The organism is Kitasatospora sp. NPDC127060 (genome assembly GCF_042724935.1).
Taxonomy (GTDB): Bacteria; Actinomycetota; Actinomycetes; order Streptomycetales; family Streptomycetaceae; genus Kitasatospora.
Window position 1 is genome coordinate 1 of the sequence record NZ_JBHXEG010000001.1, and the last position, 13,110, is coordinate 13,110.

General features: G+C 74.5%; 10 protein-coding genes. 7 read left to right on the forward strand and 3 right to left on the reverse strand.

Annotated elements, in window-relative coordinates; all coding sequences use genetic code 11:
• Positions 1–22: 22 nt before the first annotated feature.
• A complete protein-coding gene (locus tag ACFWIS_RS00005; RefSeq protein ID WP_380455516.1) occupies positions 23–1,759 on the reverse strand; it encodes an amidase in 1,737 nt (578 codons plus the stop codon).
• 209 nt (positions 1,760–1,968) lie between these two features.
• On the opposite strand from ACFWIS_RS00005, the gene ACFWIS_RS00010 reads away from it, so the two are divergent.
• The gene (locus ACFWIS_RS00010) at positions 1,969–2,601 is read left to right on the forward strand and encodes a TetR/AcrR family transcriptional regulator (RefSeq protein ID WP_380455518.1); all 633 of its coding nucleotides are present in this window, start codon (positions 1,969–1,971) and stop codon (positions 2,599–2,601) included.
• A 62-nt stretch (positions 2,602–2,663) separates the two neighbouring features.
• On the opposite strand, the gene ACFWIS_RS00015 is transcribed toward ACFWIS_RS00010, so the two are convergent.
• Positions 2,664–3,878 carry a saccharopine dehydrogenase family protein gene (locus tag ACFWIS_RS00015; RefSeq protein WP_380455520.1) on the reverse strand — a complete coding sequence of 405 codons (1,215 nt, stop codon included), beginning with the start codon at positions 3,876–3,878 and terminating at the stop codon, positions 2,664–2,666.
• A gap of 143 nt (positions 3,879–4,021) precedes the next feature.
• Positions 4,022–4,459: a universal stress protein gene (locus ACFWIS_RS00020; protein ID WP_380455521.1), complete on the reverse strand. Its 438-nt coding sequence runs from the start codon at positions 4,457–4,459 to the stop codon at positions 4,022–4,024.
• A gap of 113 nt (positions 4,460–4,572) precedes the next feature.
• Between ACFWIS_RS00020 and ACFWIS_RS00025 the strand changes: the two genes are divergently transcribed.
• The 6 genes from ACFWIS_RS00025 to ACFWIS_RS00050 all read left to right on the forward strand — a co-directional run bounded on the left by ACFWIS_RS00025 (position 4,573) and on the right by ACFWIS_RS00050 (position 13,109).
• Positions 4,573–5,298 carry a hypothetical protein gene (locus ACFWIS_RS00025; RefSeq protein WP_380455523.1) on the forward strand — a complete coding sequence of 242 codons (726 nt, stop codon included), beginning with the start codon at positions 4,573–4,575 and terminating at the stop codon, positions 5,296–5,298.
• Positions 5,299–5,912: 614 nt separating this feature from the next.
• On the forward strand, positions 5,913–7,400 hold the full coding sequence (locus tag ACFWIS_RS00030) for a sugar transferase (RefSeq protein ID WP_380455613.1): 1,488 nt from the start codon (positions 5,913–5,915) through the stop codon (positions 7,398–7,400).
• A 76-nt stretch (positions 7,401–7,476) separates the two neighbouring features.
• On the forward strand, positions 7,477–8,793 hold the full coding sequence (locus ACFWIS_RS00035) for a nucleotide sugar dehydrogenase (protein ID WP_380455524.1): 1,317 nt from the start codon (positions 7,477–7,479) through the stop codon (positions 8,791–8,793).
• Positions 8,783–10,063: a glycosyltransferase family 4 protein gene (locus ACFWIS_RS00040; RefSeq protein ID WP_380455526.1), complete on the forward strand. Its 1,281-nt coding sequence runs from the start codon at positions 8,783–8,785 to the stop codon at positions 10,061–10,063. The genes ACFWIS_RS00035 and ACFWIS_RS00040 overlap by 11 nt, the downstream gene beginning before the upstream one ends.
• Entirely contained in the window at positions 10,060–11,586 is a 1,527-nt protein-coding gene (locus ACFWIS_RS00045) for a Wzz/FepE/Etk N-terminal domain-containing protein (protein WP_380455528.1), read from the forward strand. The genes ACFWIS_RS00040 and ACFWIS_RS00045 overlap by 4 nt, the downstream gene beginning before the upstream one ends.
• A complete protein-coding gene (locus ACFWIS_RS00050) occupies positions 11,583–13,109 on the forward strand; it encodes a Wzz/FepE/Etk N-terminal domain-containing protein (RefSeq protein WP_380455530.1) in 1,527 nt (508 codons plus the stop codon). The genes ACFWIS_RS00045 and ACFWIS_RS00050 overlap by 4 nt, the downstream gene beginning before the upstream one ends.
• Position 13,110: the final 1 nt, after the last annotated feature.

Consider the following 13,110-nt stretch of genomic DNA (forward strand, 5'->3'; position numbering starts at 1 on the left):
GCGGTGCCGCGACGCCGTCAGGTCACTCGGCGGGCAGGCGCGGGGTGCGCGGCGGGACCGTCCGGCGGTCGCCCGTCGCCTCGAAGGAGGCGGCGAGGGTCAGCAGGGCGTTGTCGTCGTAGGCGCGGCCCGCGAAGGTCAGCCCGACCGGCATGCCGATGTCCGCCATGGTGCCCATGGGCACGGTGACCGTCGGGATGCCGAGGTGGCGGGGGACCAGGTTGCCGTTGGCGACCCAGACGCCGTTGCGCCAGCCCAGCTCGGCGGAGGCCTCGGAGACGTCCATGTCGGCCGGCCCCACGTCGGCGACGGTGGGGAACACCACGGCGTCCAGGCGCAGTTCGTCCATCCACAGCTCCAGGTCGACCCGGCGGGTCTCCTCCAGCGCGCGCAGCCCCTCCTCGAGGTGCGGCATGTCGGTGAAGGAGGCGTACGGGCGCTCGCGGACGAAGCGCGGGTACTCGCCGATGGCGTCGTCGAAGCCCTCGTAGCGGTCCGGGAGTTCACCCTCCTGCTTGGGGAAGATGAGGGCGCCGTCGACCTCGGTCAGGGTGGCGAGCCGCGGGTCGCCGTTGGCGCGCAGGAAGTCGTCCCAGGCCCAGGCGGAGAGGTCCTCGATCTCGACGGTGAGGAAGTCGCGGCCGACCAGGCCGCGGGTGAACAGCGAGGGCGCGCCGGGGCGGTCGGCCTCGTAGTTGGACACCACCGGGAAGTCGACCTCGACCACCTCGGCGCCGGCCGCCTCCAGGTCGCGGCGGGCGGCGTTCCACAGCTCGATCACCGAGGGGCGGGTGTCGATCCGCCGGCCGGTCTGGCCGCCGATGCCGCCCTCGGGGTTGGTGCCGGCCTCGGGGTCGGCGTTGATGTACATCCGGGGGACGCCGACGCGCTTGCCGGCCAGCGCGGCGCGGGCCGCGGCCGGGTCGGCGGGTGCGAGCGCCGGGTAGGAGGCGGGGCGGACCTGCGAGGCCGCGGGCAGTGCCACCCACGGCTGGGCGCGCCACAGGTCGCCGCGGGTCTCCGGGTCGTCGGCCACGATGACGTCGAGCAGCTCGAACAGGTCGGCCATGGTGCGGGTGTGCGGGACGACCACGTCCATCGTGGGCACCAGCGGCCAGTTGCCGCGTACCGAGATCACGCCGCGGCTGGGGGTGTAGGCGCACAGCGCGTTGTTGGACGCGGGCGCCCGGCCCGAGGACCAGGTCTCCTCGCCGAGGCCGAAGGCGCCGAACGAGGCGGCCGTCGCGGTGCCCGAGCCGTTGGAGGAGCCGGAGCCGTAGGCGCTGGTGAGCCAGTCGGCGCTGTACGGGCTCTCGGCGCGGCCGTACACGCCGCGCTGCATGCCGCCGTTGGCCATCGGCGGCATGTTGGTCAGGCCGATCAGGACGGCGCCGCCGGCCCGCAGCCGCTCGATGGCGAAGGCGTCGCGCTGGGCGACGAGGTGCTCGAAGGCCGGCGAACCGGCCGCGGCGGTCAGGCCCTCGGCGAGGTAGCTGTCCTTGGCGGTGTACGGGATGCCGTCCAGCGGGCCGAGCGTCTCGCCGCGGGCGCGGCGGGCGTCGGAGGCCTCGGCCTCGGCGCGGGCGTTCGGGTTCATCACCACCATCGCGTTGAGCGCGGTGGGAGTGCCCGGCCGGTCGTACGCGTCGATCCGGGCGAGGTAGGCGTCGAGCAGCCCGACCGCGGTGGTCTCGCCCTTCTCCAGCGCCGCGCGCAGGTCGGCGATGTTGGTCTCCACGACGTCGAATCCCCGCGTCATGCGGATGCCTCCTGGCTGTTCGGGTGGGCCGGGCGGACCGCTGGTCGTCCGGTCGATCGTGCGGGCGATCGTGCGGGCGTGCGGCCCCCAGTCTCGCTGACTAGATTTTCAGTCTAGACTAGCGATCTAGATGCCCAGAAGCGAGACGGCCGAGCTGGTCGGGGCAGTCGGGGCAGTCGAGACGGTGAGAGCGAGACGAGGACATGGCGATGTCGGAGCCCCAGCCCGCGCGGCCGCCGCGCATGCTGGCCACGCCCAGCGGCGACGGGGCGCGGGACCGGGCGATGCGGGCCGCCATCAGTGCCATCGCCGAGAAGGGCGCCGCGGCCGTGCGGATGTCCGACATCGCCGAGCGGGCCGGCATGAGCACCGGGCACATCCTGTACCACTTCGGGAAGAAGGACCGCCTGCTGCTCGAAGTCCTGGTGTGGAGCGAGGCGGACCTCGGGGCGCGGTTCCAGCAGGCCGCGGCCGAGGCCGCGTCCCCCGCCGAGAAGCTGGCGCTGTACGTCCGCTTCTACCTGCCCCGCCAGCCGGGCGACGAACGCTACGCGCTGTGGACGCAGGTCCTGGCCCAGCGCCATGACGACGAGGGACGGAACGTCCTCACCGCGCTCTCCGACGCCTGGGAGGAACGCCTGGAGGCCGTCATCCTGGAGGGCCGGGCGCTGGGACGGTTCGCCGAGGTGGACCTTCCCGAGTTCGTCATCAGGTCGGTGGCCATGCTCAACGGGCTGTCCGAGGACGTGATGTTCGGGCGGCCGCGCTGGCAGCGGATGTCCGCGCACACGTTCGCGCTCGCGGCGCTGGAACGCGAACTCAGGCCGACCGGCGGGGCGTGACGGCGGGGCGTGCGGCGACCGCCGCTGCCTCTCGCCTCGGCCGCTACCTTTCTCCCCGGCCGCTACCGGCCGGGTGCGGCCTTCGGCGGGGTGTCCAGCACCCGGAAGGAGAGGCCGGCGGCGATCAGCCGGTCGATCAGCGGGCGGCCCATCGCCACCGCCGTGGTCAGCTGCCCCGCCACCGGCGGCAGATCGTCGTACGCGAGGCAGAGCGCCGACTCGGCCAGCATCTTCGCGGTCTCCTGGTAGCCGGGATCGCCGCCGGACACCTCGGTCAGGACCGTCCGCCCGTCATGGGCCCGCGCCGCGAACCGGACGGCGAACCAGGAGCGCGCCCGCTGCTCCGCGTCCGGCCCGTCACCCGGCTGCCACAGTCGCCCCAGCGCCCGGCGCAGCAGCGGCAGTTGGGCGGCGAGGGCGAGCGCCACCACCGTGGCGACGCCGCCCAGGGCGATCGGCAGTCGGCGCACCGCCGCGTAGTGGACGTAGCCGAAGTCGGGGCCGTACTCCGCCAGTGCGGCGGCCGAGCGGGACACCACCTGCGGGTCGATCGAGGGCATCGGCACCGCCCAGGCCCGGGCCGCCCGGGACCGGTGCGGAAAGCCCACCGGGGTGCGGACCAGCCGCCCCTTCGGCCGGGGCTCCACCGCGCGGCGGGCCCGGGCGGCCCGGGCCATCGCGCGGGGCCGGGAGAAGGCCGTCATCGCCGAGGCGAAGGTGCCGCCCGAGAAGGTGCCGCCGACCCGGACGAAGCCCTCGACCGAGACCCGGGCCGCCGGTCCGCCCCGGCGCAGCAACTCCTGGACGGTGAACAGCACGCCGAGGTCGTGCGGCACCGAGTCGAAGCCGCAGGCGTGCACCAGCCGCGCGTTGTTGGCCACCGCCCGCTCGTGGTGCCGGAGGTACATCCGGTCGACGAACTCCGGCTCGCCGGTGAGGTCCACGTAGTCGGTGCCGCTCTCGGCGCAGGCGGCCACCAGCGGCTCCCCGTGGCGCAGGTACGGCCCGACCGTGGAGATGACCACCCGGGCCCGAGCGGCCACGGCCCGCAGCGCCTCGCGGTCGGCGGCGTCCGCGACCAGCAGCGGGAGGTCGGCGCACCGCGGATCGATCCGCGCCAGCCGCGCCCGGACGGCGGCGAGCCTGCCCTCGTCCCGCCCGGCCAGTGCCCAGCGGCACCCCTCGGGGGCGGTCCGGGCCAGGTACTCGGCGGTGAGCCCGCCGGTGAACCCGGTGGCACCGAACAGGACGAGGTCGTACGGGCGGGGCGCGGCCATCAACGGTCCCTACTCATGGGTAATCGATTGCGCCACGCTAGGAGCGCGCCCTGACCGTGTCAACGGCCTCGGCCGTCCGACGGAGAGCGTTCTCGACAAGAAGGACGATCAAGACAGGGCAGGGAGAGGGAGCAGGGCGAGGGTCACTGCGCGCGGACGATGACCACCGGGCAGTCGGCGTGCTGCGCGCAGCGCGTGCTCACCGAGCCGAGCAGGGCGCGGGTGAAGCCGCTGCGGCCGTGGCTGCCGACCACCAGCAGCTCGGCGCCCCGGGCCGCGTCGAGCAGGACGTCGGAGGGGTCGCCCATCACCAGGCGCTCCTGTACCGGCACCGGCCGGTCCGGGCCGAGCACGTCGCGGAGTTCGTCGGCGAAGCGCTGTTGGGCGAGGTCCTTGTCGAAGGACGTGTCGACCACCGGCGCTGACCAGCCGTAGTGGCTCGGCGGCTCCCAGGCGCCCACCGCGTCGACCACGCCGCCGATCCGGGTGGCGTGCCGGATAGCCCAGCGCAGTGCGGCGTACGACGACGAGGAGCCGTCGACACCCACCACGACGCGGGGTGCGGAGTCGTTCGTGCCCATGTTGACCGTCCTTGTGCTGATCGCCCCTCCGACCACGGTGCGGGCAGTGCGCTGCCGCCGCCAGTACGGCCCGGCACTCGGGTGACGGAGGGCGGTGGTGGATGATGGCGGTCATGCCGCTGTTCGCACCCAAGTGCCCGGTCGGGCCGGAGGAGCGGGTCTGGATCGAGGAGTCCATGGCCTGGCTGGCCGCCGAGTTCGGCCGCGAGGTGCTGGACCGGGCCCCCGTGCTGCCGACCGCCGAGTTCTTCCCGGGGCCGTACGCGGGCTCCGAGGGGGACATCCGGGGGGTGGTCGCCCGGCTCTGCGGGTACCTGGAGGTGGCGCCCGAGCGGCTGACCGTCGAGATCGAGCCGGACGACGGCGAGCGGGCCATGGCCGACGCTCTCGGGTTCGGCTACCGGTCCCGCTCCGCCGCCGGGCACTACCGGCGGGAGGGCGGGCGCCCGGTGATCGCGATCGACCGGCGCCTGGCGGCCCGTCCGGTCGCGCTGGTCGCCACCATCGCCCACGAGCTGGGCCACGTCCGTCTGCTGGACGAGCGGCGGATCACCACGGTCCGGCGGGACCACGAGCCGCTCACCGACCTGCTGACCGTCCACTTCGGCCTCGGCGTGTTCACCGCCAACTCCGCCGTCGACCTCACCCGGAACGGCCGGGGTCGGTCGACCTCGCGGCTGGGCTACCTGAGCGAGCGGATGCTCGGGTACGCACTGGCCTGCTACGCCCACCGGCGGGGCGAGACCGGACCCGACTGGGCGCGCCACCTGACCACCAACCCGCGCGCCCACCTCCGGCAGGGCCTCCGCTTCCTGGACCGGAACCCGCCGGACGGGTGAGCGGGGAGCGGTCGCCGGGCGGGTGGCCGAATATGAACACCGTTGCGTGAAACCGACCCTGACGATCAGTCAATCGATCTCTCGGAGCGGCTGGGTCCGGTGATCGCCGAACCCCCCTACGGGCAGGTCACGGTGCCCGTCCGCACCCCCAACGTGCCTACGGGCAGCCGCTGTTCGATCACCCGCAGTTCAGATTCGGAGCACGTGTTTCACACATCCCCCTCATTGGGTGGCCCGGATGCTCTACATTGATTTTCGCCCCGCACGGACGGAAGCGGGGTGACGACGGACTGTGATCATCCTGGCCCGGGACGGGGCCACGAGTGCGGGGCGCAGTCGTCGACGGTCTCCCGCGCACCCAGGGGATCCGGCAGGACGAGCGAGTCCGCCGCTGCCCGGGTGGGACGTTTCAGGTAGCGCTGCACCGAGCCGATTCGCCGTTTGCAACTTGCCATTCGCCATTCGCCGGGAAGGGGTCTCCCGGCGGTCAGGAACAGCGCGGCACACGGGAGGCGGGGTCTCCCGGGGAGGGACAGGGCAGGGGCGCGAGCCTCCTGGGGGGAGGAACCGTGTGGAGCGAACACGTCGAACCCAGCGGTGAGTTGAAGGGGGATGTGGAGCAGGGGGAGGGAGAGTTAGCCGGCCCGTTGCCCTCGGTGCGCAGGCGTCCGGTGGCGAACGGGACGATCGGCCGGTCCGAGAGCGACTGGGAGCAGCGGTACCGCCGTACCGTGATCATCAGCGACACCGTGGCCACCGCCTTCGTGGTGGCGGCGATCGGCGGGTTCTTCGGGGTCCGGGACGCGGCCAACTGGCACGAGAAGTGGGGAATCCTCGCCTTCGGCACCGAACTGCTGGTGCTGGGGGCGCTGGCGACGAGCCGGGCGTGGGCCGCGGCCGTACTCGGTCAGGGCGCCGAGGAGTTCCGCCGGCTCGGGCGCTCGCTCTTCACGGCCGCCGTCGTGCTGGCGCTCGGCGGGATCGCCCTCGGCTCGCACAACATCAGGCTCTGGATCTTCGTCGCCATCCCGGCGATCACGGTCGTCACCATGACCGAGCGGTACCTGCTGCGGCTGTGGTTGCACAAGCAGCGCAACCAGGGGCGGTGCCTGCGCCCGGTGCTCGCCGCCGGGAGCCCGGCCACCGTGCGCGACCTGATCACCCGGACCCGCAAGTTCCCGCACCTGGGCTGGCGGGTGGAGGCGGTGTGCACGCCGTACACCCTCGGCCGGGGCGCCGACCGGCTGGACGGGGTGCCGGTCGTCGGCCGGCTGGCGGACGTCGCCAACCACGTCCGCCGGGACGGCTACCGGGTCGTCGCCGTCACCCCGGACCCGTACTGGACGCCGGACCGGCTGCAGCGGCTGGCCTGGAACCTGGAGGGCGGCGACGCCGAGATGGTGGTCGCCCCGGTGCTGATGGAGGTGGCCGGTCCACGGCTGCACGTCGACGCGGTGCTCGGGATACCGATGCTGCGGGTCAGCATGCCGGCCTTCACCGGCGGCCCCCGGGCGGTCAAGGAGGTCGTCGACCGGCTGGGCGCCGCCGTCCTGCTGGTGCTGTTCGCCCCGCTGATGCTGCTGGTCGCCCTGCTGGTGGCGGCGGACAGCCGGGGCGGGGTGCTCTACCGGCAGCACCGGGTCGGCAAGGACGGCCGCCCCTTCACCCTGGTCAAGTTCCGCACCATGGTCCCCGGGGCGGACCGGGCCCGGGCCGAGCTGGCGGACCGCAACGAGGGCGCCGGCCTGCTGTTCAAGCTCCGCCGGGACCCCCGGGTGACCAGGGTCGGGGGAGTGCTGCGCCGGTACTCGCTGGACGAGCTCCCGCAGCTCGTCAACGTGCTCACCGGCTCGATGTCACTGGTCGGCCCGCGGCCCCCGCTGCCGGAGGAGTCCGCGGCGTACGGCCCGGACATCCGGCGGCGGCTGCTGGTCAAGCCCGGCCTCACCGGCCTGTGGCAGATCAGCGGGCGCAGCGACCTGCCGTGGGAGGAGGCCGTCCGGCTGGACCTGCGGTACGTGGAGGACTGGTCGCTCGCCCTGGACACGGTGATCCTCTGGAAGACGCTGCGGGCCGTGCTCCAGGGGCAGGGGGCCTACTGATGGGTGGGGGCGCCGTCCGTCCGGACGGCGTGCGGACGGCCGGCCACAAGGGCCTGCCCGAGGGGAGGAACGGGTCATGAGGGTCAGTGTCCTGGGGCTCGGTTACGTGGGCTGCGTGTCGGCCGCGTGCCTGGCCAGCCTGGGCCACGAGGTCATCGGGGTGGACGTCAACCAGGTCAAGGTCGACCTGGTCAACGCCGGCAAGGCCCCGGTGGTCGAGGAGCGGATCGGCGAACTCATCGCCGAGGTGGTGGCGAGCGGGGCGCTGCGCGCCACCGCCGACGTCCGTGAGGCGATCATGGGCAGCGAGGTGTCGCTGGTCTGCGTGGGAACGCCCTCGGAGCCCAACGGCAGCCTGTGCACCGACTACCTGGAGCGGGTCACCGAACAGATCGGCGCCGCGGTGGCCGAGCGGGGCGGGCGGCAGACCGTGGTGTTCCGCAGCACCATGCTCCCGGGCACCTGCCTGAACCTGCTGGTGCCGATCCTGGAGAAGCACACCGGCGGCACCGCCGGAGTGGACTTCGGGGTGGCCGTCAACCCGGAGTTCCTGCGCGAGGGCACCAGCGTGCGGGACTTCTTCGACCCGCCGAAGACCGTCATCGGCGAACTCGACCCGGCGAGCGGCGACGTGGTCGAGGAACTCTACGAGGGGCTGCCCGGCGCGGTGTTCCGGGTGCCCGTCCCGACGGCCGAGGCGATCAAGTACGCGGACAACGCCTTCCACGGCCTCAAGATCGGCTTCGCCAACGAGCTGGGCGCGGTGTGCCAGGCCCTCGGGGTGGACTCGCACCAGGTGATCGACGTCTTCCTGGCCGACCGCAAGCTGAACATCAGCCGCGCCTACCTGCGGCCCGGCTTCGCCTTCGGCGGCTCCTGTCTGCCCAAGGACCTGCGCAGCCTGGTCCACGCGGCGCACCGGGCCGACGTGGCGGTGCCGATCCTCTCCCACGTGCTGCCCTCCAACGCCGAACACCTGCAGCGCGCGGTCGCGTTGGTCGAGCGCACCGGCAAGCGCCGGGTCGGCCTGTTCGGCCTGTCCTTCAAGCCGGGCACCGACGACCTGCGCGAGAGCCCGCTGGTCGAGCTGGCCGAGCAGCTCTTCGGCAAGGGCTACGACCTGCGGATCCACGACCCGAACGTGAACCTGTCCCGGTTGCTCGGCGCCAACCGCGAGTACATCGAGACCAGGCTGCCGCACCTCGCCCAGCTGCTCGTGGACTCCGTCCAGGAGGTGCTGGAGCACGCCGAGGTGTGCGTGGTCGGGACGAAGGACCCGGCCGTCCTGTCGGCCCTGCCGCACGGCGGCAGTCCGGCGATCGTCGATCTCGTCCGCCTCCCCGACGCCGAGGCGCGCCGGGCCGAACCGGGGTACACGGGCCTTGCTTGGTGACGCGGAGTTCAACGAGACCGCCGGCGGCGACGGGCGCGGCCGCCGCGCGCTGATCCTGGTGGAGAACCTGTCGGTCCCCTTCGACCGGCGGGTGTGGCAGGAGTGCACCACGCTGCGCGACGCGGGCTGGACGGTCCACGTCATCTGCCCGCAGGGCAGCAAGCGGGACACCGAACCGGAGGCGCTGATCGACGGGGTGCGGATCCACCGCTACCCCCTGCGCGCGGCCACCGGCGGTCCGGCCGGCTACCTCCAGGAGTACGGATCCGCGCTCTGGCACACGGCCCGGCTGGCCCGCAAGGTCGGCCCGGTCGACGTGGTGCACGCCTGCAACCCGCCCGACCTGCTGTTCCTGCCCGCCCTGTGGCTCAAGCGGCGCGGCGCGCGCTTCGTCTTCGACCAGCACGACCTGGTGCCCGAGCTGTACCTCTCCCGGTTCGACCGCGGCGAGGACCTGCTCTACCGCGCCGTGTGCGCCCTGGAACGCCGGACCTACCGGGCCGCGGACATCGTGCTCGCCACCAACGAGAGCTACCGGGACGTCGCGCTGCGCCGCGGCGGCAGGCGGCCCGAGGACGTCTTCGTGGTGCGCAGCGCGCCCGACACCGACCGCTTCCGACCGGTGCCGGCCGAGCCGGAGTTGAAGCGTGGCAAGCCCCATCTGCTGTGCTACCTGGGCGTCATGGGCCCCCAGGACGGCGTCGACTACGCCCTGCGGGCGCTCGCCAAGCTGCGCGACGAACTCGGCCGGACCGACTGGCACGCGGTGTTCGTCGGCGGCGGAGACACCTTCGACGCCATGGTGGAGCTGTCCCGGCGGCTCGGGCTCGCGGACCAGGTGCAGTTCACCGGGCGCGTCCCGGACGCCGACCTGGTGCGCTACCTGTCCACCGCGGACGTCTGCCTGTCCCCGGACCCGCGCAACCCGCTCAACGACGTGTCGACCATGAACAAGGTCCTGGAGTACATGGTGATGGGCCGCCCGATCGTCTCCTTCGACCTCCGGGAGGCCCGGGTCTCCGCCGGCGACGCCGCCCTCTACGCGCCCGCCAACGACGAGTCCGCGTTCGCCGGGCTGGTCGCGCAGCTGCTGGACGACCCGGAGAAGCGGGCCTGGATGGGCAAACTCGGCCAGGAGCGGATCAACGGGCCGCTCGCCTGGCGCAACTCCCAGCGGGCGCTGCTCGCCGCCTACGCCGCCGCCTGCGGTGACGGCGCCCCGGCAGCGGCGGGCCGCCCGGCCCGGGTACGCAGAAGGCCGCCCCGTTGAGCGACGACACGATACGCCTGGCCGCGGTCGGCCGGATCCTCCGCCGGCGCTGGCGGCTGCTCGCCGTCCTCGCCCTGGTGGGGGCGCTGGCCGGCTACGGCACCTCGCTGCTGTTCCCGCCGAGTTACACCACGTCCGCGTCGGTGCTGCTGCCGGGCGTGTGGCAGGACCGCGAGCTGCTGACCCAGGCGGAGATCGCGACCAGCTCGGTGGTGCTCGACCAGGCGGCCGCCTCGCTCGGCTGGCCCGGGGTCAGCGGCACCGAGCTGCAGGACCGGGTGAGCGCCACGGCCGCGGACGGCAACATCGTCAAGATCTCGGGCACGGCCGACACCCCGGAGCGCGCCCAGCAGCTCGCCGACCAGGTGGCCCACCAGTTCGTCACGTTCGCCGCCCGGGTCGCGGGCGACGGCAGCGACCCGGAGGCGTCGCAGCCCGAGGCGCTGCGGCAGCTGGTGGTGCAGGCCAGCCGCCGGATCACCGACCTGGCGGCCTCGGCCGACCCGGGGCGGACGGTGGAGAGCGTGCAGACCCGCACCGAGCTGGAGAAGCTGCGCACCTCCCTGCAGGACGCCATCAAGAAGCTGGACCAGGTCGACCCGGGCGCCAACAAGGCCAACCTGGTCGTCATGGGCGCGGCGGCCCGGCCGTCCGCCCAGGCACCGCCGACCCGGACGGAACTCATCGCCGCCGGCGCGCTGCTGGCCGTCCTGCTGGCCGTCATCGGCCACCTCGCCGCGGCCCGGACCAGCCGTCGGCCGCGCACCGGGGCGGAGATCGCCGCCGCGCTGGGCGCGACCGTCCTCGGCGCCGTCGACGTCCCCGTCGAGCGGGCCGCCCGGCGGCTGCGGGGCGGTGGCCCCGGGGCCCTGGCCCGCCGGCTGCTGGGCATCGACACCCGCTGGGACCTGCCCGTCCCGCACGACGCCGGCGACGAGGCCGACCGCAGGCTCCGCTACCGGCGGGTGTGCGACCGGCTGCGGGACCAACTGCCCGGTCCCCGGCGGCTGCTGGTCGTCGTCCCGGACGGCGACGAGCCGGCCCGCCGGGCCGCCGAGCAGCTCCTCGCCGAGGCGGGGGACGAGCCGCTGCTGCGGGTGGTGGGGGTGGCGGCGCACCGGCCGCTGCTGCCGGACCGCGCGGACGAGTCCGGCGCAGTGGTGGTGCTCAGCCCGGGCGGCCGGACGGTGGGGGAGCTGGCCGGCATCGGCGGGGCGTGCCTGGACGCCGGGCACGAACTGCTCGGGATCGTGCTGGCCGGCACCGTCCGGGCCCGCCCGGGGCGCTCCGGGCCGGCCCGGACGGCCGGGGACGGGGCCGCGCCGGCCGTCGCGGAGGACCGCGACCAGGAGGCCGTCACGCCGGCCGTCGGGGAGGACCGCGACCAGGAGGCCGCCACGCCGGCCGTCGGGGAGGACCGCGACCAGGAGGCCGTCACGCCGGCCGTCGGGGAGGAGCACGACCCGGAGGCCGCCACGCCGGCCCTCGCGGTCGGCGAGGACACGGGGAGAGGGTCGGGGTGACGACGAGCACGACCGCGGAGCCGCCGCCGGCCCCGCCGCTGCTGGACCTCCAAGCCCTGGTGGTCGCGGTGCGCCGCCGGCGCCGCCTCTGGTGCGCCCTGGCGCTGGTCGGGCTGCTGCTCGGCGCGGCCGTGGCCGTCCTGAAGCCGCCGCCGCCGACCGCGGTGACCAAGGTGCTGGTCGCGCACGAGGCGGACCAGCCCAACGACCCCGGCACCCTGATCCGCACCGACGTCGCCCTGCTGCAGACCAGCGGCATCGCCGGCAAGGCCCTCCAGGCCCTCGGCTCCGCGCAGAAGCCGGAGGACTTCATGCGGGACTACACGGGCCTCGGCCTGACCAACAACCTGCTCCAGATCACCGCGACCGGCCGCAGCGACACCGAGGCGCGGGCCCGGGCCGAGGCGCTGGCCGAGGCGTTCGTCGCCGACCACGTGAAGCGGCTCCAGGACGCTGCCGACGCCCAGGCCAAGGCCCTGCTCGACGAGCGCGACCGGATGCGGGACCAACTCGCCCAGGTCAACAAGGAGATCGGGGACGGCGCGCAGCAGAGCGGACCGAACGCCTCGGCGAACCTGGAGTCGCTCTACGCCAGCCGGGCCGAACTCACCTCCCGGATCACCGACTTCGGCCAGCGCGCGGCCGAGGCGCAGGTCGGCACGCCCCGGCTGGTGGCCGGTACCCGGATCGTGGACGCCGCGCGCGCGGTGCCGCAGTCCCTGCCCACCGCCGCCGCCACCGACGGCGGGATCGGCGCCGTCCTCGGGCTGGTCCTCGGCATCGCGGCGGCCGCCGTCGGCGCGGTGGTCGCGGACCGCCCGGTGCTGCGCCGGGAGGTCGCCGCGAACCTCGGCGCCTCGGTCATCGCCGAGCTGAACCGGGCGCCCCGGCGCCCGGCCGGACGCCGGCTGTCGCGCCGGGCCAGGGCGGCCCGGACCAGGCTCACCGCGACCCTGGCCCGTACCGTACGCGGCTCGGCGGAGACGGTGTCGCTGCTGGAACTGGGCTGCGCGCACAGCACGGTGGCGATCGCGCTGGACCTCGCCGCGGAACTGTCGGCGGAGGGGCCGGTGGCCGTCGTGGACGGCCTGCCGGGCCCCCAGCTCGCCGACCGCCGCCCGGAACCGGGCGGCCCGACCGTGATCGGCGGTGAGCGGGCCTCGGCCGTGGCCCTGCCGGAACGCCGGCTCGGGGTCGGCTCGGTGGCCCCCGGCACGGCCTGGACCGACCTGCGCTACCTCGGCACCCGCACGGTGCTGGTGGTCCGGGCCGGGCACGGCAGCGCCGCCTGGCTGCACACCGTGGCGCGCCGGCTCGCGGAGCAGCGCATCCCGGTCCTCGGCGTGGTGCTGATCGACCCCGATCCGCGTGACCGGACCGACGGCACCCTGTGGGACGGGCCGCACACCGCGCCGCGCGGCCGGGGTGACCGGCCGACCCGGAGCCTGCCGGGCCGGCGGCGGACGGAACGACTACCGATGTGGACCTCAAGGGTCCCCGACAGCGACCAGGAGGCGAGGTAGC

Bases quoted from the DNA above. Each gene is read 5' to 3' on its own strand.
- ACFWIS_RS00015 (WP_380455520.1), bottom strand. From the start codon at position 3,878: ATGGCCGCGCCCCGCCCGTACGACCTCGTCCTGTTCGGTGCCACCGGG.
- ACFWIS_RS00025 (WP_380455523.1), top strand. From the start codon at position 4,573: ATGCCGCTGTTCGCACCCAAGTGCCCGGTCGGGCCGGAGGAGCGGGTC.
- ACFWIS_RS00035 (WP_380455524.1), top strand. From the start codon at position 7,477: ATGAGGGTCAGTGTCCTGGGGCTCGGTTACGTGGGCTGCGTGTCGGCC.
- ACFWIS_RS00020 (WP_380455521.1), bottom strand. From the start codon at position 4,459: ATGGGCACGAACGACTCCGCACCCCGCGTCGTGGTGGGTGTCGACGGC.
- ACFWIS_RS00005 (WP_380455516.1), bottom strand. From the start codon at position 1,759: ATGACGCGGGGATTCGACGTCGTGGAGACCAACATCGCCGACCTGCGC.
- ACFWIS_RS00010 (WP_380455518.1), top strand. From the start codon at position 1,969: ATGTCGGAGCCCCAGCCCGCGCGGCCGCCGCGCATGCTGGCCACGCCC.